We start from the raw sequence: 16,890 nt of genomic DNA on the forward strand, positions 1-16,890 counted from the left end.
GGTCCGTCAGCGGGCCCTGAGGGCCGTCCACTTGGCCGCGCGGGCCGCCCGCCCCGGCCGCCCGCGGGCCCGCCCGGACAGCCGACTTGCGCTACCCCCCTGCTGATCAGCTAATGTCTGGGACACGCCGAGGGGCGAGGCCGGAAGGCCGGATCCCACGGAGTACATGCGGGTGTAGTTCAGTAGCAGAACATCCCCCTTCCAGGGGGAAGGCGCAGTGTGCAATTCCTGTCACCCGCTCTGGCACCGGTCGTCACGACCACTCTTGTGGATCAGGTAGGCTGGTGCTCGCACCGATCGGTGGGAGCCGGTCGGGGGCAGTGCGGACGTAGCTCAGTTGGTAGAGCGCAACCTTGCCAAGGTTGAGGTCGCGAGTTCGAGCCTCGTCGTCCGCTCGGGAATGAGACCCCGGTCCACTGGACCGGGGTCTTTTCGTGTGCCCTGTACCCGTCTGACATTTGTCATGCCGGGTGATGACACCGCGCACTGCTGTTCCGGCCCGGGCGCCGGGACGCTGAAGGCATGAACACCAACGAACACGAGCACGTGATCGAGGTCACCGACCTCAGGCGTGTCTACGGGGGCGGGTTCGAGGCCGTACGCGGAATCAGCTTCTCCGTGACACGCGGGGAGATCTTCGCCCTGCTGGGCACCAACGGCGCGGGCAAGACGTCGACGGTCGAACTGCTGGAAGGCCTCGCGGCACCGGCCGGGGGCCAGGTCCGCGTCCTCGGCCACGACCCCTACCGCGAGCGGGCCGCCGTACGCCCGCGGACCGGGGTGATGCTCCAGGAGGGCGGCTTCCCCTCCGACCTGACCATCGCCGAGACCGCCCGGATGTGGGCGGGCTGCACGAGCGGGGCCCGGCCCGAGACAGAGGTACTGGAGCTGGTCGGGCTGGACCGGAAGGGCGACGTACGGGTCAAGCAGCTGTCCGGTGGCGAGCGGCGGCGCCTGGACCTGGCGCTCGCCCTGCTCGGCGACCCCGAAGTGCTGTTCCTGGACGAGCCGACGACCGGGCTCGACGCCGAAGGCCGCCGGGACACCTGGGAGTTGGTGCACGGCCTGCGGGCGGCGGGCACGACCGTGCTGCTCACCACGCACTACCTGGAGGAGGCGGAAGGCCTCGCCGACCGGCTCGCCATCCTGCACGAGGGGCGCATCGCCGCCTCCGGAACCCCGGCCGAGGTCACCGCGGGCCGGCCCTCCCGGATGTCCTTCGAGCTGCCCGACGGCTACTTCCTCGGCGACCTGCCGCCCCTGGCCGACCTCGGTGTCTGCGGGCACGAGAGCGACGGCCGCCTCGTACGGCTGCGCACCCGGGAGCTGCAGCGGACCGCCACCGGGGTACTGGCCTGGGCCGAGCGGGCCGGGGTCGAGCTGCGCCGGCTCGATGTGCGCTCGGCCTCGCTGGAGGAGGCGTTCCTCGGGATCGCTCGGGAGCAGGAGGCCATGGCATGAGCACTCTCGCCTGGGCACCGGCGGGCAGGCGGCTGCGAGCGCTGGCCCGCGCCGAACTCGCCCTTCTCGGCCGCAACCGCAGCGTCGTCCTCACCGCGCTCGTCTTCCCGCTCGCCCTGCCGTTCAGCGTGCGGCCGGCCCTCGACCAGATCGACCTGAAGAAGGAAGGGCTCGCCGTCGGCGCGGTGATGATGACGGCCGCGATCGGCTTCTCCTTCCTCTTCGCCGTCTACACCTCCCTGGTCAACGCCTACGTCGCCCGCCGCGAGGAACTCGTCCTCAAACGGCTGCGCACCGGCGAACTCTCCGACGCCGAGATCCTCACCGGCACGGCCCTGCCGGCCGTCGGCCTCGGCCTCGCCCAGGCGCTGCTGCTGTGCGCGGGCTGCGCGGCGCTGCTGCACGCCGGGGTGCCCAAGGCGCCGTACCTGACCCTGCTGGGGCTGGTGGCGGGGCTCGTGCTGAGCGCCGCGCTGGCCGCGCTCACCGCGTCCTTCACCCGAAGCGTGGAGAGCGGACAGATCACCGCGCTGCCGCTGGTGTTCTTCTCGATGATCGGCTCCGGCATCGCGATCCCGACCGAGGTCCTGCCCGACCGGCTCGCCTCCGTCTGCGAACTCCTTCCGCTGTCCCCCGCGATCCGGCTGGTGCGCGGGGGCTGGACCGGCCAGTTGAGCGCGTACGAGGTGCTGGGCGCCGTGGCGACCACGCTGGCCTGGACCGTCGCGGCGGTGTTTGCTGTACGGCGGTGGTTCCGGTGGGAGCCGCGGCGCTGAGCACGGGGGCACACATGGTCGGGTGGATACGGCGGTGGCAGCAGCGGCACTGGGGAGAGCGGAGCAAGGCCGAGCGGGTCGAGCTGTTCAGCCTCCTCACCTGGTACTGCACGGTCTGGTTCATCATGTTCTGCTGGCTGCTGCTGCCCATGGTCGGCGGCCTCACCTACCGGCCCGTGTCGGTCGGCCTCGGCGCCCTCTTCATCCTCGTGGGGATCCTGCAGTGCGCCGTCTCGAACCGGCTCACCCGGCCCGCGCTCGACCACTACCTCGGGCGCGCCGAGCTGCCGGCCCGCGCGCACCGCACACCGGCCGTCCTGCTGGGGCTGGGGGTGGCGCTGCTCGTGGCGCTCGCCGGGCTGGACGCGGCCGGCCCGATGGCGGTCCGGTTCGCGATCGGTGGCTTGGTGCTGCCTTTCGTGCTGGTCTACGGGCTCACGGTCCCGGTGCGGGTGCTCCTTCGCCGCTCGGCGGTGTTCACGGTTGTGCTCACAGCCGCCATCGGGCTCGCCGATCACGACGGCCTGGGCCTGGTGGCGACCGGCGCGATGACCGTCTCCCAGGTGGCCTTCGCCCTCCTCGCCGGCCGCTGCGGAGCCTGGACCCTCGCCGTGCTGTGGGAGGCGGAGCGCGCCCGGGAGATCGAGGCCCGGCTCGCCGTCGCCGAGGAGCGGCTGCGGTTCGGACGGGACCTGCACGACGTGCTGGGGCGGAACCTGTCCGTCATCTCCCTCAAGAGCGAACTGGCCGTGCAACTGGCCCGGCGCGGGCGGCCGGAGGCCGTGGAGCAGATGATCGAGGTGCAGCGCATCGCGCAGGAGTCGCAGCGGGAGGTGCGCGCCGTCGTACGCGGGTACCGGGAGGCCGACCTCGGTGCCGAACTCATCGGCGCCCAGGGGGTGCTGACGGCCGCCGGTATCGACTGCGAGGTGACCGGGGAGCCCGGCGGGCTGCCGGCCGAAGTGCAGTCGGCGCTCGGCTGGGTGGTACGGGAAGCCGTCACGAACGTCCTGCGGCACGGGGACGCCGAGCGGTGCACCGTGGGGCTGCGGGTGCTTGAGAGGCGTGCGGTGCTCACGGTGGAGAACGACGGGGCGTCCGGGGCCCCCGACGGGGGTGGGGGTTCCGGACTCGTCGGACTGCGGGAGCGGCTGGCCGTGCTCGACGGAACGCTGGAGGCGGGAGCCGTCGGGAAGGATCGGTTCCGGTTGGTGGCGGAGGTGCCCTTGACGGGAGTGAGAGGAGTGACGCGATGAGCTCGCCGGTACGGCTGTTGCTCGCCGACGACGAGCATCTGATCCGGGGCGCGCTGGCCGCCCTGCTCTCGCTGGAGGAGGATCTGCTCGTCGTCGCCGAGGCGGCGAGCGGGCCCGAGGCGCTGGCCATGGCGCGGGCCCACGAACCCGACGTGGCCGTGCTGGATCTCCAGATGCCGGGCGCGGACGGTGTGAAGGTCGCCACATCTCTGCGCACCGAACTGCCCGGCTGCCGGGTGCTGATCGTCACCGGTCACGGGCGGCCCGGCCACCTCAAGCGGGCCCTCGCGGCGGGTGTGCGCGGATTCGTCCCGAAGACCGTCAGCGCCCAGCGGCTCGCCGAGATCATCCGGACCGTGCACGCCGGAAACCGTTACGTCGACCCCGAGTTGGCCGCCGACGCAATCTCCGCCGGGGACTCACCGCTGACCGCTCGGGAGGCCGAGGTGCTGGAGCTGGCGGCCGACGGAGCGCCCGTCGCGGAGATCGCCGAGCGGGCCGCGCTGTCGCCGGGAACCGTCCGGAACTACCTCTCCTCGGCCGTCACGAAGCTCGGCGCGGAGAATCGTCATACAGCGATACGTCTCGCACGCGAGCGAGGTTGGGTATAGTTGGCCTCGCGCCACGGCGCAACGCGGACGTAGCTCAGTTGGTAGAGCGCAACCTTGCCAAGGTTGAGGTCGCGAGTTCGAGCCTCGTCGTCCGCTCCACAGCAAAGGCCCCGGTCATCGACCGGGGCCTTTCTCGTGCCTCAGCTCCAGCTGACGCCCGTGAGCCGCTCGTACGCTTCCACGTACTTCTGCCGGGTCGCCGCGACGACCTGCTCGGGCAGCGCCGGCGGGGGCTGCTCGCTCTTGCGGTCCCAGCCCGACTCGGCCGAGGTCAGCCAGTTCCGGACGAACTGCTTGTCGTACGAAGGCTGCGTGCGGCCCGGCTGCCACTGGTCGGCCGGCCAGAAGCGGGAGGAGTCCGGGGTGAGGACCTCGTCGGCGATGACGAGCGTGTCGCCCTCGAAGCCGAACTCGAACTTGGTGTCGGCCAGGATGATCCCCCGCTCGCGGGCGATGTCCCGGGCGCGGGAGTACACGGCGAGGGTCGCCTGGCGCAGCTGGGCGGCGGTCTCCGCGCCGACCTGGCGGGCGACCTCCTCGTAGGAGACGTTCTCGTCGTGCTCGCCGACCTCGGCCTTGGTGGCCGGGGTGAAGATCGGGCCGGGGAGTTCGGAGCCGTCGACCAGGCCCTCGGGGAGGGCGAGGCCGCAGACGGTGCGGGACTCGTTGTACTCGAGCAGGCCGGAGCCGGTGAGGTAGCCGCGGGCCACGCACTCCACCGGGACCATCTTCAGGGACTTGCAGATGAGCGTGCGGCCCTGCCAGTCGGCGGGGGCGCCCTCGGGCAGCTCGGTGCTGAGGACGTGGTTGGGGACCAGGTCGCGCAGCTGGTCGAACCACCACAGGGAGAGCTGGGTGAGCACGCGGCCCTTGTCCGGGATCTCCGTGGGCAGCACCCAGTCGTAGGCGGACATGCGGTCGCTGGCGACCATCACGAGGTCGCCCGCCTCGTTCTGGTACAGCTCGCGCACCTTTCCGGTGTGCAGGTGCACCAGGCCCGGAACCTCGATCGGCTCGGGCTTTTCTACGAATCCGGACACGGTTCCTCCCCGTGGTTCTGTCCAAGTGCCTCGATTCTCCCTTATGCGGGCGATCGGTTTCGGCCAGGGGGCCGGTGAGCTGTGCGACGGTCAGTCGCGTTTGCAGATGCGGTCCAGCAGATTCGCCGTCGCGCGCTGGATCCGGGGGTCCTGGTGGCCGGGGCGGTCCAGGGCCGGGGACCAGGCGAAGGTGCCGGAGGCGAACACCCAGGCTCCGGAGGGGGCGCGGTAGAGGGAGGTCTCCTGGTGGCGCTGGGTGCCGGCGGTGTCGGTGTAGGGGGAGTGGGAGAGCAGGATCCGTTCTTCGTGCGCGGGCAGCGGGGTGCGCGGGAAGTAGCGGTCGGCCTCGCCGGCGACCAGGCCCTCGATCGCGTCGCCCTCCTGCGCGCCGGTGGCCTCCCACAGCCAGTGGCCCGCGTTGCGGACGATCAGCGGGTGCGGCTCGGGCACCCGGCCCGCGTACTGGATGCCGATCAGCCGCTGCTCGGGCCGGTCGATCTCGCGCCACAGCACCGGCCTGCCGGGGCCCTTGCGCTTGCGGCAGGTCAGCAGCCGGTCGGGGGCACCGGACGGGGAGGGTCCCAATTCCACGTGCCAGTACATGGTGTTGGCGGACAGGAAGACCAGCGAGGTGCCGTGGTCGCGGGCCTGCTCGACCGCGCGGCGCATGGCCGTCGACCAGTACTCGTCGTGGCCGGGGAAGACCAGGCCCCGGTAGCGGGTGGGGTCGACGCGGCCGGCGTGCAGATCGCGGGCGTCGGCGTAGGCGAGGTCGTAGCCGTAGCGCTCGGCCCAGCGGATGAAGTCGTAGGCGTGACCGACGTGCAGGGGCAGGCCCGCGCCCGCGTACGGGCGGTCGAAGGAGACGGTGGTCGCCGCGTCGGCCTCGCCGAGCAGCCGCCCCTTCTCGTCCCAGGCGTGGTAGAGGCTGGCGCCTGTGTGGCCGTCCTCCGGGTAGAGGTTGTACGCCTGCCAGGTGATGTCGGGCAGCAGCAGGAGCAGGTCGGCGGGGTGGTCGTCGCGGACCGTGAACGGCACGTGGGAGCGGTAGCCGTCGGCGGTGGTGAGGACGGCCACGTAGGCGCCGATGCTCCAGTAGGAGGGCACCTGGAGGCGCCAGGACAGCCACCAGTGGTGGCAGGAGACGGTGCGGTCGGCGGTCAGCGGCGGGGGCTGGACGATGCCCGAGAGCCGGGGGCTGGTGGTGATCTTGGACGCGCCGTCGCCGCCGTAGTGGCCGATCCGGTAGACGTCGACGCTGAACTCCTGCGGCGGGTCGACCGTGATGTGGAAGTCGATCGCCTCGCCGGGCCGGACGGTGCCGGTCGCGGTGAAGCCCTTGATCTGGCGGTGCACGTCGTCGGCCGAGCGCGGTCCGGGGGCGCTGCGCGGCGCGGGTACGCGCGGGTGGTCACCGGTGAGCTGCTGCGGGTTCGGGTCAACGTACCAGGGGACGACGTGGCCGGTGTCGTCGAAGTACGTCTCGCTGCCGCGCAGCCAGGGCACCGGGCCCTGGCCGAAGGGGTCTGTGACGGCGTGCGCGAGCGCTCCGGACTCCCAACGGCGGATGTGGTCCGAGGCCATGGGCCCTCCCCTCCCTCATGCCCCCGTGTGCTCGTGGTGCTTCTCGGTCGCGCTGTCGTATGTCGCAAGCCATTGCCAGGTGCGTGGCCGGTCCCAGCACATCACATAACGCACGGGTACGGTCACTATTCGTTGCGAATAGACCGGAATTGGAAGTCACTGCTCCGCCTACGCGGCTCGGGGCGGGTCAGACGAGGCGCACCGGCTTCTCCGGGCGTATGCCGGACGCGGCCAGCCAGTCGTGCAGCGGGCCCGGGTCTCCCTCCTCGATCAGGCTGAGGACCCTGGGCGTCAGGTCGGCGGCCCGCTCGCCGTCCAGCAGCAGCGCCGGGCCGTCGAGCCAGTCCAGGCCGGGGGCCGCGCCGGCGGTGTCGACGGCCGCGCAGCACACCAGCGCGGTCACGTGGTCGGCGAGGAGTTCACGGGCGGTGCGCGGGGTCTGGAGCGGGAACAGCGGGAGGGCGCCGTCGTCCCACAGGGAGCCGCCGGGGCCCTGCCCGGGTGCGGTGGCGCCGCTCGGCGCGGCGCCCTCCTCCCGGGCCAGTGCGGCACTCAGCCCGGCGGCGAGGGCGGCGCTGCGCTCGGTGGCGGGGTCGGTGCACTCGCCGTCGTCGCCGTCGTACTCCCCGTCGCGGTCGTACGCCTCGTCGGTCTCGGCGGTCTGCTCAGCCCCGTCGGTCTCGTCTACGGCGGCCTCGTCGACGGCGGCCTCGTCCCCGGGGTGCTCGTGGGCGGCGGGGCCGGGGGCGGGTTCCGTGAGGTGGTCCATGACGCGGGCCAGGGTGGCACCGCCCGGGTCGGGGGCCGTGGGGTCGGGGGAGGGGCGGACGCCGAGGGAGTCCAGGACGCGGTGCAGACGGGCCGCGTGGGCGCGCCAGGTGCGGTCCACGACCTCCTCCGGATAGGTCTGCCAGTCCACCGGCGCCCAGTCCCGGCCGGGCTCGGCGGGGCCTCCGTGGAAGAGGCGGGCGGCGAGCAGGGAGATGGCCTCGTCCACCGCGCCGGGCTCCTCCAGCAGGTCGCACGCGGGCCGTTCGCCGAGGCGGGAGGCGAAGCCCTCGGCGAGCCGGTCGCGCCGGGACAGCTCGGTGAGCGCGGCCACCACGCCGGCGTCCAGCCGGGCCGGCCAGCGGCCCATGCGCCAGGCGGGCAGCGCCACCCTGGTCAGCAGCCGGTCCCAGCCGGCGTACGCCAGCCCGACCTGCTCCTGCGCGACGATCCGCAGGCCGTAGTCCACCGCCTGCGCGCGCTCGGCCGCGGCGGCGGCGACCCCGCGCTCCATCTGCGCCGCGTGCTCCCGGCAGCCGCGCAGCAGCAGCCGGGCCACCGCGCCGACGGCCGCGCACACCCAGCGGGCCGGCGGGCGGCGGCCGGGGGCCGCGGCTACGGCCACGGCCGCGTCCAGCCCGCGGACGAAGCGGCGGGCGGCGGCTATGTCCGGATGCGCGGAGGGGCCCGTACCGGCGACGACCGGCGCGAGGACCGCGCGCAGCTCGCCGACCCGCATCCACCACAGGAACGGGGAGCCGATGACGAGGACCGGGGCGGTGGCCGCGCGGGCCTGGGCGCGGTGCCCGGGGCCCGCTATCTCGTCGTGCGCGGGGCGCGGGGGCGGGGCGTGGGCCGGGTGGGTGCGGTCCTCCAGCCAGCTGTCGCAGTCCGGGGTGAGGGCTATGGCGGAGGGCGCCGGGACGTCCAGGCGGTCGGCGAGGTCGCGCACCATCCGGTACAGGTCCGGGGCGGACCGCTCCGGGATCGGGACCGTGGGGCTGACGGCGGGCCGGGCTCGGGCCACGACCAGGGCGATGCTGGCGGCGGCCAGCAGCACCAGCACGGCGAGCACGCCCACGACCCAGCGGGCGGTGTCCCAGCCCCGGCCGACGAAGTGCCCGGTGGAGCCGCCGGTCAGCAGGATCACCGCGGCGGCTGCGGGCAGCAGGGCCACGCCCAGCGCCCGGCCGCGGACGCGCAGCACGGCCAGGGCCCGGGAACGCGCGGCCTGCGCGCCCGTCTCCACTCCGATTCCGGTCACGAGCGGCCTTCGCCCCCTCCTTGCCGATCCGATGCCGTCCTGGCGTTGCTCACTCCCCCACTGTGGCACCCGTCGCTGACATCGCAATGCCGGTGGGCCAAGTGCCGGAACGCTTGCGCGGCACCCTAGTTGGGGCCCCGGCCCCCGTCAGCCGTATGGAAGATTGCTCACCCGATGGAATGGCTTTGGTCAGAGGTGGGTGACAGACAGCGAGGATCAGGCCCCGGATGACGCGCCAAACGCACCAGGCCCCGGATGTTCGTCCGGAGCCTGGTGCGTTCGGCGTGCTTGACCGGCGGTTTTACGCCTCGGCAGCCTCAGCCGACTCGGCCGTCTCGACCGCCCCAGCCGTCTCGGCCGCCTTAGCCGCGATGTCCGTGCGGTGCTGCGAGCCGTCCAGGCGGATGCGGCCCAGGGCCCGGTACGCCCGCTCGCGGGCCTGGGTCAGGTCCTGGCCGGTCGCCGTGACGGACAGCACACGCCCGCCCGCGCTGACGACCGCGTCGCCGTCCTGCTTGGTCCCGGCGTGCAGCACGTACGCGTGCGGGGCGTCCTCGGAGGCGACCTCGTCCAGGCCGGTGATCGGGTCGCCGGTGCGCGGCGTGCCGGGGTAGTTGTGCGAGGCGACGACGACGGTGACGGCCGCTTCCTCGCTCCAGCGCAGCGGCTCCAGGACGTCGAGGGTGCCGTTCGCGGCGGAGAGCAGGACACCGGCCAGCGGGGTCTTCAGGCGGGCCAGCACGACCTGGGTCTCGGGGTCGCCGAAGCGGGCGTTGAACTCGATGACCCGGACACCGCGCGAGGTGATCGCGAGTCCGGCGTAGAGCAGACCGGAGAAGGGCGTGCCGCGGCGGCGCAGCTCGTCCACGGTCGGCTGGAGCACCGTCTCCAGCACCTCTTCCACCAGCTTCGGGTCGGCCCACGGCAGCGGCGAGTAGGCGCCCATGCCGCCCGTGTTCGGGCCCTCGTCGCCGTCCAGGGCCCGCTTGAAGTCCTGGGCGGGCTGCAGCGGGACGACGGTCTTGCCGTCGGTGATGGCGAAGAGGGACACCTCGGGGCCGTCGAGGAACTCCTCGATGACGACGCGCTCGCACCCGGCCGCGTGGGCCTTGGCGGCCTCCAGGTCGGAGGTGACGACCACGCCCTTGCCGGCGGCGAGTCCGTCGTCCTTGACGACGTAGGGGGCGCCGAAGGCGTCGAGGGCCTCGGCGACCTCCTGCGGCGTGGTGCAGACGTACGACCGCGCGGTCGGCACACCGGCCCCCGCCATGACGTCCTTGGCGAAGGCCTTGGAGCCCTCGAGCCGGGCCGCCTCGCCGGAGGGGCCGAACACCGGGATGCCCGCCTCGCGCACGGCGTCGGCCACGCCGGCGACCAGCGGGGCCTCCGGGCCGACCACGACCAGGTCGGCGCCGAGGCCGGTGGCCAGCGTGGCCACGGCCGCGCCGTCGAGCGGGTCGACCTGGCGCAGCTCGGCGACCTCGGCGATGCCGGCGTTGCCGGGGGCGCAGTACAGCGCGCTGACGTCGGAGTCGAGGGACAGGGAGCGGCACAGGGCGTGTTCGCGGGCGCCGCTGCCGATGACGAGGACCTTCACGGGGTTCAGCCTAATGGCAAGGTTGCCGAAGGCCGGGAGCCGGGGATCCTGTGGGTTCCTACGAAGGAAGAGGGCAGCCGCTCCCTCCTTACTCGTTGGAGAGCTCCTCCACCACGGTCGCGCCCAGCTCCCGCACGATCAGTTCGTGGCCGGACAGGGCCGACTCGTCCAGGTCGGGGTCGTCGTCCTCGGGGATGTCGTCCTCGGGGGCGACGGGGGGCGGCTCGGGCGCAGGGGCGGGCTGCGGGGCGGGAGTGGCCGGTGCCGGGGCGCTGCCCTGGGGTGCGGCGGGCGCCGGGGTGGGCTGCGGGGCGGGGCGAGGAGCGGCGGGGGCGCCGTAGCCACCGCCGGCGGTGGCACCGCCGTAGCCCGAGGAGCCGCCGGGCGGCATGGGCGCGGAGCCGCCGCCCGACGGGTCGACGACCGCCTCGATCTTCCACTGCACGCTGAACTGCTCGGCCAGCGCCTGTCGCAGCACGTCCTCGCTGCCGCTGCTCGCGAAGTTGTCGCGGGCACCGGCGTTGACGAACCCGAGCTGGAGGGTGGTGCCGTCGAAACCGGCCACCTGGGCGTTCTGGCTGAGCAGGATCCAGGTGAAGCGGCGGCGGTTCTTGACGGCCTCCAGGATGTTCGGCCAGAGCATGCGGGGGTCGAGGCCACCGGCGGGGGCGGCTGCCGGGGCCTGAGGCTGAGGCTGAGGCGGGGTGGAGGGGGCGGCCGGGGCAGGGGCCGCGGCGCGCTGCTGCGGCTGGCCGGGGCCTGCCTGACCTGGCCCTTGTCCCTGTCCCTGGCCCTGGCCCTGGCCCTGGCCCTGGCCCTGGCCGGCCGGTGCGGCGGCCGTGGGCCAGCCGCCGGGGCGTCGCCCGCCGCCGGCCGGGGCGGCAGCGGGCCAGGCACCCGGGGCCGGGGCGGGGGGAGCTTCGGTGGCCGCGGGGGCCGCCGGAGAGGGGGCCGGGGCGTGAGCCGCCGCAGGCGCGGGTGCTGCCGGGGCCGGGGCAGCAGGTGCCGGAGCAGGGGTCGCCGGGGCGGGCGCGGGCGTCGTAGCCGCCGGGGCACCTGCCCCCTGGCCGACGCCCGGACCACCACCGGCGCTCGGCGCACCCGAAGCCCGTACGGCCGCGCGGGCTGCCGCGGGACCGCCGCCGGCAGCCACGCCACCGCCGGCCGGATCCCCACCGCCGCCATGGGCCCCAGGTCCCGGGACGTACTCCATGGCGGGTGCGCCGGCACCGGCGGAGAAGCTGACGCCGCGCTCCAGGCGGTCGAGGCGGGCCATGACGGAGCGCTCGTCGCCGTAGGCGGCGGGGAGCAGCACGCGGGCGCAGATGAGTTCCAGCTGGAGGCGGGGCGAGGTGGCGCCGCGCATCTCGGTGAGGCCCGCGTTGACGAGGTCGGCGGCGCGGCTCAGCTCGGCGGGGCCGAAGGTGCCGGCCTGGGCCTGCATGCGCTCCAGGACGTCGGCGGGGGCGTCGATGAGCCCCTTGTCCACGGCGTCCGGAACGGCGGCGAGGATCACCAGGTCGCGCAGCCGCTCCAGCAGGTCGGCGACGAAGCGCCGCGGGTCGTTGCCGCCCTCGATGACACGGTCGACGACCTCGAAGGCGGCGGCGCCGTCACCGGTGGCGAAGGCCTCGACGACGGAGTCGAGCAAGGACCCGTCGGTGTAGCCGAGGAGGGAGGTGGCCATGGCATATGTCACACCCTCCTCTCGCGCACCGGCGAGGAGCTGGTCCATGACGGACATGGAGTCACGCACGGACCCGGCACCGGCGCGCACGACGAGCGGGAGCACGCCCTCTTCGACGGGGATGTTCTCCCGCCGGCACACCTCGGCGAGGTAGTCGCGGAGGGTGCCGGGCGGCACGAGCCGGAACGGATAGTGGTGCGTGCGCGACCGGATCGTCCCGATGACCTTCTCGGGCTCGGTGGTGGCGAAGATGAACTTCAGATGCTCCGGCGGCTCCTCGACGACCTTGAGCAGCGCGTTGAAGCCGGCCGACGTGACCATGTGGGCCTCGTCGATGATGTAGATCTTGTACCGGCTGGAGGCGGGGCCGAAGAAGGCCTTCTCGCGCAGCTCACGGGCGTCGTCCACGCCGCCGTGCGAGGCGGCGTCGATCTCGATGACGTCGATGGACCCCGGGCCGTTCCTGGCCAGGTCCTGGCAGGACTGGCACTCCCCGCATGGCGTCGGAGTGGGACCTTGCTCACAGTTCAGGCAGCGGGCGAGGATCCGTGCGCTGGTCGTCTTGCCGCAGCCGCGCGGCCCGCTGAACAGGTACGCGTGATTGACCCGGTTGTTCCGCAGCGCCTGCTGCAGCGGGTCGGTGACATGCTCCTGCCCGATGACCTCCGCGAAGGTCTCCGGGCGGTAGCGGCGGTACAACGCGAGAGACGACACGCATACGAGGTTATAGGCGCCCACTGACAACCGGTCCCGGCCACAGACCCCGGAAACGCAAGCGCCCCCCACGCACCCGCCAGAGCCGACCTACCCTTGCTGCCTTCCGGCCCTGGGGGAGTTCAGTCAGATAGCGCCACGTGAGGGGCTGCGCCCACAGTACCCGATCGCGGCCCGCGGGCAGTAACGCGATGCGGACCCGATCCGGACCCGATCCGGGCCTGCGGGAACGAGTTCGCGAGCACTCCCCTCGGTCATGTAATGTTTCCGGCGGAGGATTCGCCTAGAGGCCTAGGGCGCACGCTTGGAAAGCGTGTTGGGGGCAACCCCTCACGAGTTCGAATCTCGTATCCTCCGCCAGTGCCTCACCGGGCACGTTGTCGAAGGGCCCCACTGTTCGCAGTGGGGCCCTTCGACGTTGTCCGTCTCAGTTTCCGTCTCAGTCGGATTTTTCTTCGATGCCGGGCAGCACCCAGAGCGCGTCTCCGACTTGCTGAGCGACTTTCCGGAGCATGACTCCCGTCACATGCATGTATCGGGCGCGCATCCGCGCCGCTCCCCCAGGCTCCCAGCCCATGATCGCGTCGATCACGACGTCCGGGACACCGAGGAGCAGGAGCACGGTCGCGGCGGTGTGGCGAGCGTCGTGGAGTCAGCGGGTCAGGTAGCCCGATGGTGCGCCGCCCCGCGCGTGACTTCGTCGACTTGTGCTCGCGCCGGATCTGCGCCCGCTTGGGGCAGTAGCCCGCCTTCCTGCCACACGGATCCGCACCGCAGCCGTGCGCGTACTTGGGCCGCAGGGCACCGTGACGGCGACCGGTCTGGCACTGACTGTCCAGGCCCACCCACTGGTGGACTCAGCCGGGGAGGCGTACTGGTTCCTCACGGTGGCACGCCTCAAGCCGTACGCGCCCTCGCCGGGCGACGGCGGTGCACCGGACACCGCGCTGCTCAAGCAGTGGGCCCTGGACCAGCTCCCCCTGCCCATGGCTTTGTACGACCGCACCGGGGTGCGGATCGAAATCAACGCCGCTATGACGCGCGAGACGGGCAAGCGGGATCACGACCTGCTCGGCCGGCCCATGGGGCACTCCGCCTCCGGCCGGACCTTCGCGGATTCCCGGGGTGTCGCCGAGGCCCTGCGGCAGGTGGTGGCCACCGGCGAACCCGTGACGACGGAGCTGCACGGGATGGGCTCTGGCGATGCCGCCAGGCGTGTCTGGCTGATGGCATTGGTGACCGGTTCGCTCACCACGAGTTCCGCGGTGAAGGCAGCTTCCTGCTGGTGCCAGGCGGCCAGACGCTCACAGGCGAGTTCACGGGTACGGCTCCCCACCGATCCACCTGCGGCTCATCCGTGACTCGGCGTTGATCTGCGAGGTCAGCGACGCCAGCAGCACAGCCCCGCATCTGCGACGCGCCCGCCTCTCCGACGAAGGCGGCCGGGGCCTCCTCATCGTCGCTCAGCTCTCCCAGCGGTGGGGCAGCCGTCACACCCGCGGGGAAGTCCGGTGGCGGGCGTGGTACGCGGTAAGCGGCAGGGCCGGGAGCAGCCATCAGGCGTTCGCCACCGCCGGCGTCAGCCGTGCCGTTCTCCGCAGCGAACGGGAAGCGGTCAAGGCAAAAAAATCTGTGGCTCTTCGCGGCAACCTTTTCGGCCTCTCGGACCACTCAGCGTTGTCCGGCCAAGTGGTCCGGTCAGATGCAACGGCTGAAAGAGAGCACAGGCATGTCCCTGGAACGAGAGCACAGACATGTCCCCGGCCCACCCACGTCATCGGTGGCGTCCCGCGTCGGCGGCCACCGTGCCGACGGCGGCGCCCGCGGTGGTCGCCCGAAGCATCGTGGCCGTCGGTTGCTCGCGCGTCGGGGTTTCTGGGCGGGCCTCGTCATGGTTGTCGTGGCCGGCTCGGCTGTCGTGGTCAGCCAGGCTTCGGCGCAGCAAACCCTGGATCTGAAGAAGTGGTACGTGCTGGTCAACCGCAACAGCGGCAAGGTGCTGGACGACCGCGCCTTCGCCACGAACGACGGCGCGGCGGTGGTGCAGTGGAGCCGTCACGGCGGTGCCAACCAGCAGTGGCGGTTCATCGACACGGGTGACGGGTACTACCGGCTGCAGAACCGGAACTCCGGCAAGGTGCTGGACGACCTCGGCTGGTCGAAGACCGCCGGCTCCGCCCTCGTGCAGTGGCGAGACCTGAACGGCACCAACCAGCAGTTCAAACTGGCGAAGTCGCCGGACGGCTACGTGCGTTTGGTCAATCGCTTCAGCGGCATGGCCGTCGATGTCCACAACGCCGCCAAGGCCGACGGGGGCGACGTCGTCCAGAACCGCGACCGGGGCGGCGCCGATCAGCAGTGGCAACTCGTCCCGGCCGGGAGTGTCGGCAGCGCCGGTACGCCCACCGTGCCGGGCGGCAGCGTTCCCGCAAGCCAGACTCCGAGCGGCTCGCCCCCGTCGTCGCCGTCGTCTCCCGAGGCTGGTGGCGGCAGCTCGACGACACGTTTCATGGGCAGTAGCACGGTGCTCATCGGCGGCTCGATGTCTGACGCCTCGGCGGCCGCCGCGCCGTTCGACGTGCGGTACGCCTATGTGCACAGCCAGCCCGCGCCCTCGTCGGCCTACTACTCGGCATCGCTCTGCCAGGCCGCGTGGTCGAGCTGGTGGGGCTGCTGGAACGGCAGCACCACGGCGCCCGGCACTTACGTGACCTGGCGGGACACCGTGGCGGCCCACGCGACGTACAAGGGCAGCCCGCGCCCGCAGAAGATGCTCTGGACCTGGTACTCGTTGCGCGACCTCGGGGATGCGGCAGGCCAGGGCGACGGTCCGGGCGAGGTCGTGGCCATCAACCGGCTCGACCTGCTCACCCGGTACATGAACGACTACCGTTTCTTCCTCCAGAAGATCGGCACCTCGCACGACATGATCGACCTCGAACCCGACTTCTGGGGCTACGTCCGGTCGCTCGGCGATCCGCACAAGGTTGCCGCGCAGGTCTCGGCCGCGAATCCGACGGATTGCGGATCCCAGGAGAACAGCGCCGCCGGACTCTCCCGCTGCCTGATCTCGATGGCGCACAAGTACGCGCCGAACACCGCCGTGGGCCTCCACCTCACCTGCTGGGACTGGCAGAACAACACCCAGGGATGTGTCAAGGACTACGCGACCCTCGGGGCACAGAACGCCGACTTCCTGGTCACCGACGTGTCGGACCGCGACGCAGGCTGGTACGCACAGCCGGCCCACGGCGGCCGTGACACCTTCTGGACCGACCAGAAGGCCGCTGACTCGCTGAGGTTCTACAAGACGATGGCCGAGTCCGTGGGCAAGCCGGTGGTCCTGTGGCAGATCCCCGTGGGCAACATGGCGCAGAACAACACCCTCAACCATTACAAGGACGACAAGGTGGACTGGTTCTTCGCGCACATGGACCAGGTGGCGAACGCGCATGTCGCCGGGCTGCTGTTCGGTCCAGGGCAGCAGGAACAGACAACGGCCGAGACCGACGGCGGAAACCTGATCAGCAAGACCATCGCCTACCACAACTCAGGTGGCACAGCGCTCAAGTAGGCGAAGGCACGAATGCGCCCCCATCTCCCCGATGGGGGCGCATTTTCGTCATCTTCGTCGGGCTGCGGACTCCTCGGCCGGCGCCGGCCATGCCGCCGTCGGTGCGGGCGTCGACCGAGGCGGCCTTGGCGGAGGGGATGATGGTGCTGACAGGTGCCGGCAGAACGCCGATCCGGGACGTCGGCGCCCACGCCGCGCAGGATCGGGAGCACACCCATCTGCCGGACAGGCCTCGCCGGGCCTCCGCCTGGTTCCCGAACGATCGGAACCCCAGCCGGCGCACGGCTGGGGTTCCTCGAGGCGGTGAGTATCGGTCAGCGGGTGGAGGTGCCCACGCCGTAGACCGCTCGTCTACGCGCCGGTGCACCGCACCCGATCGCGATCACCGTGGATCAGGCGGGTCAGCGCTGCAGGGTGAGGACACCCGGCCGCCACGGCAGTCGGTCGTAGGGGCCGGTCGCGGTGGGGGACTTGCCCTGGTAGAGGAACTGCAGGTTGCAGGGGTCGATGGTCATGGTCTGGTCGGGGTTGTTGCGGACCAGGTCGCCGTGGCTGATG

12 protein-coding genes, 4 tRNA genes, 1 other RNA gene and 2 pseudogenes are annotated in these 16,890 nt (G+C 72.3%); 11 read left to right on the top strand and 8 right to left on the bottom strand.

The annotated features are described in order from the left end of the window. Nucleotides 1-168 precede the first annotated feature (168 nt). The 7 genes from ACWD3E_RS38560 to ACWD3E_RS38590 all read left to right on the top strand — a co-directional run bounded on the left by ACWD3E_RS38560 (nt 169) and on the right by ACWD3E_RS38590 (nt 4,203). A tRNA-Gly gene (locus ACWD3E_RS38560) sits at nt 169-240 on the top strand. A gap of 82 nt (nt 241-322) precedes the next feature. Continuing rightward, nucleotides 323-395, top strand: a tRNA-Gly gene (locus ACWD3E_RS38565). A 127-nt stretch (nt 396-522) separates the two neighbouring features. Beyond that, complete coding sequence (locus ACWD3E_RS38570) at nt 523-1,461, top strand: ABC transporter ATP-binding protein (RefSeq protein WP_451392161.1); 939 nt, start codon at nt 523-525, stop codon at nt 1,459-1,461. Then, nucleotides 1,458-2,237 (top strand): ABC transporter permease, encoded by a 780-nt coding sequence (locus ACWD3E_RS38575; protein ID WP_451392162.1) that lies wholly within the window; start codon nt 1,458-1,460, stop codon nt 2,235-2,237. The genes ACWD3E_RS38570 and ACWD3E_RS38575 overlap by 4 nt, the downstream gene beginning before the upstream one ends. A gap of 14 nt (nt 2,238-2,251) precedes the next feature. Next, nucleotides 2,252-3,493 carry a sensor histidine kinase gene (locus ACWD3E_RS38580; protein ID WP_451392163.1) on the top strand — a complete coding sequence of 414 codons (1,242 nt, stop codon included), beginning with the start codon at nt 2,252-2,254 and terminating at the stop codon, nt 3,491-3,493. Beyond that, a complete protein-coding gene (locus ACWD3E_RS38585; RefSeq protein ID WP_451392164.1) occupies nt 3,490-4,104 on the top strand; it encodes a response regulator in 615 nt (204 codons plus the stop codon). Before ACWD3E_RS38580 ends, ACWD3E_RS38585 begins: the two co-directional genes overlap by 4 nt. Nucleotides 4,105-4,127: 23 nt before the next feature. Continuing rightward, nucleotides 4,128-4,203 (top strand) — tRNA-Gly (locus tag ACWD3E_RS38590). A 41-nt stretch (nt 4,204-4,244) separates the two neighbouring features. Here the strand turns inward: ACWD3E_RS38590 and ACWD3E_RS38595 are convergent. The 6 genes from ACWD3E_RS38595 to ffs all read right to left on the bottom strand — a co-directional run bounded on the left by ACWD3E_RS38595 (nt 4,245) and on the right by ffs (nt 12,911). After that, nucleotides 4,245-5,144: a phosphoribosylaminoimidazolesuccinocarboxamide synthase gene (locus tag ACWD3E_RS38595; protein WP_451349771.1), complete on the bottom strand. Its 900-nt coding sequence runs from the start codon at nt 5,142-5,144 to the stop codon at nt 4,245-4,247. 90 nt (nt 5,145-5,234) lie between these two features. Further along, a complete protein-coding gene (locus tag ACWD3E_RS38600) occupies nt 5,235-6,728 on the bottom strand; it encodes a N,N-dimethylformamidase beta subunit family domain-containing protein (RefSeq protein ID WP_451392165.1) in 1,494 nt (497 codons plus the stop codon). Nucleotides 6,729-6,915: 187 nt separating this feature from the next. Further along, nucleotides 6,916-8,760 carry a hypothetical protein gene (locus ACWD3E_RS38605; RefSeq protein ID WP_451392166.1) on the bottom strand — a complete coding sequence of 615 codons (1,845 nt, stop codon included), beginning with the start codon at nt 8,758-8,760 and terminating at the stop codon, nt 6,916-6,918. A 301-nt stretch (nt 8,761-9,061) separates the two neighbouring features. After that, nucleotides 9,062-10,357 carry a phosphoribosylamine--glycine ligase gene (gene purD, locus ACWD3E_RS38610; RefSeq protein ID WP_451392167.1) on the bottom strand — a complete coding sequence of 432 codons (1,296 nt, stop codon included), beginning with the start codon at nt 10,355-10,357 and terminating at the stop codon, nt 9,062-9,064. Nucleotides 10,358-10,445: 88 nt separating this feature from the next. Further along, nucleotides 10,446-12,758, bottom strand: coding sequence for a DNA polymerase III subunit gamma and tau (locus tag ACWD3E_RS38615; RefSeq protein ID WP_451392168.1), 2,313 nt, complete (start codon nt 12,756-12,758; stop codon nt 10,446-10,448). A 54-nt stretch (nt 12,759-12,812) separates the two neighbouring features. Next, an RNA gene (gene ffs, locus ACWD3E_RS38620) (signal recognition particle sRNA small type) lies at nt 12,813-12,911 on the bottom strand. A 119-nt stretch (nt 12,912-13,030) separates the two neighbouring features. Here ffs and ACWD3E_RS38625 point away from each other — a divergent pair. Then, a tRNA-Ser gene (locus tag ACWD3E_RS38625) sits at nt 13,031-13,118 on the top strand. Between the two features lie 79 nt (nt 13,119-13,197). Here ACWD3E_RS38625 and ACWD3E_RS38630 read toward each other — a convergent pair. Further along, nucleotides 13,198-13,570: pseudogene (locus tag ACWD3E_RS38630) on the bottom strand (site-specific integrase); the annotation flags it as partial. Between the two features lie 174 nt (nt 13,571-13,744). Between ACWD3E_RS38630 and ACWD3E_RS38635 the strand changes: the two are divergent. The 3 genes and pseudogenes from ACWD3E_RS38635 to ACWD3E_RS38645 all read left to right on the top strand — a co-directional run bounded on the left by ACWD3E_RS38635 (nt 13,745) and on the right by ACWD3E_RS38645 (nt 16,332). Continuing rightward, nucleotides 13,745-14,119 carry a PAS domain-containing protein gene (locus ACWD3E_RS38635; protein WP_451392170.1) on the top strand — a complete coding sequence of 125 codons (375 nt, stop codon included), beginning with the start codon at nt 13,745-13,747 and terminating at the stop codon, nt 14,117-14,119. Then, nucleotides 14,082-14,273: pseudogene (locus ACWD3E_RS38640) on the top strand (ATP-binding protein); the annotation flags it as partial. The gene ACWD3E_RS38635 and the pseudogene ACWD3E_RS38640, both read left to right, overlap by 38 nt. Nucleotides 14,274-14,649: 376 nt before the next feature. Beyond that, nucleotides 14,650-16,332: an RICIN domain-containing protein gene (locus ACWD3E_RS38645; protein WP_451392171.1), complete on the top strand. Its 1,683-nt coding sequence runs from the start codon at nt 14,650-14,652 to the stop codon at nt 16,330-16,332. Nucleotides 16,333-16,733: 401 nt separating this feature from the next. Here the strand turns inward: ACWD3E_RS38645 and ACWD3E_RS38650 are convergent. Next, nucleotides 16,734-16,890, bottom strand: a 157-nt coding sequence (locus ACWD3E_RS38650; protein WP_451392172.1) for a non-reducing end alpha-L-arabinofuranosidase family hydrolase, incomplete at its 5' end; no start/stop codon positions are given.

It is taken from the genome of Streptomyces sp. NPDC002676 (assembly GCF_053592455.1).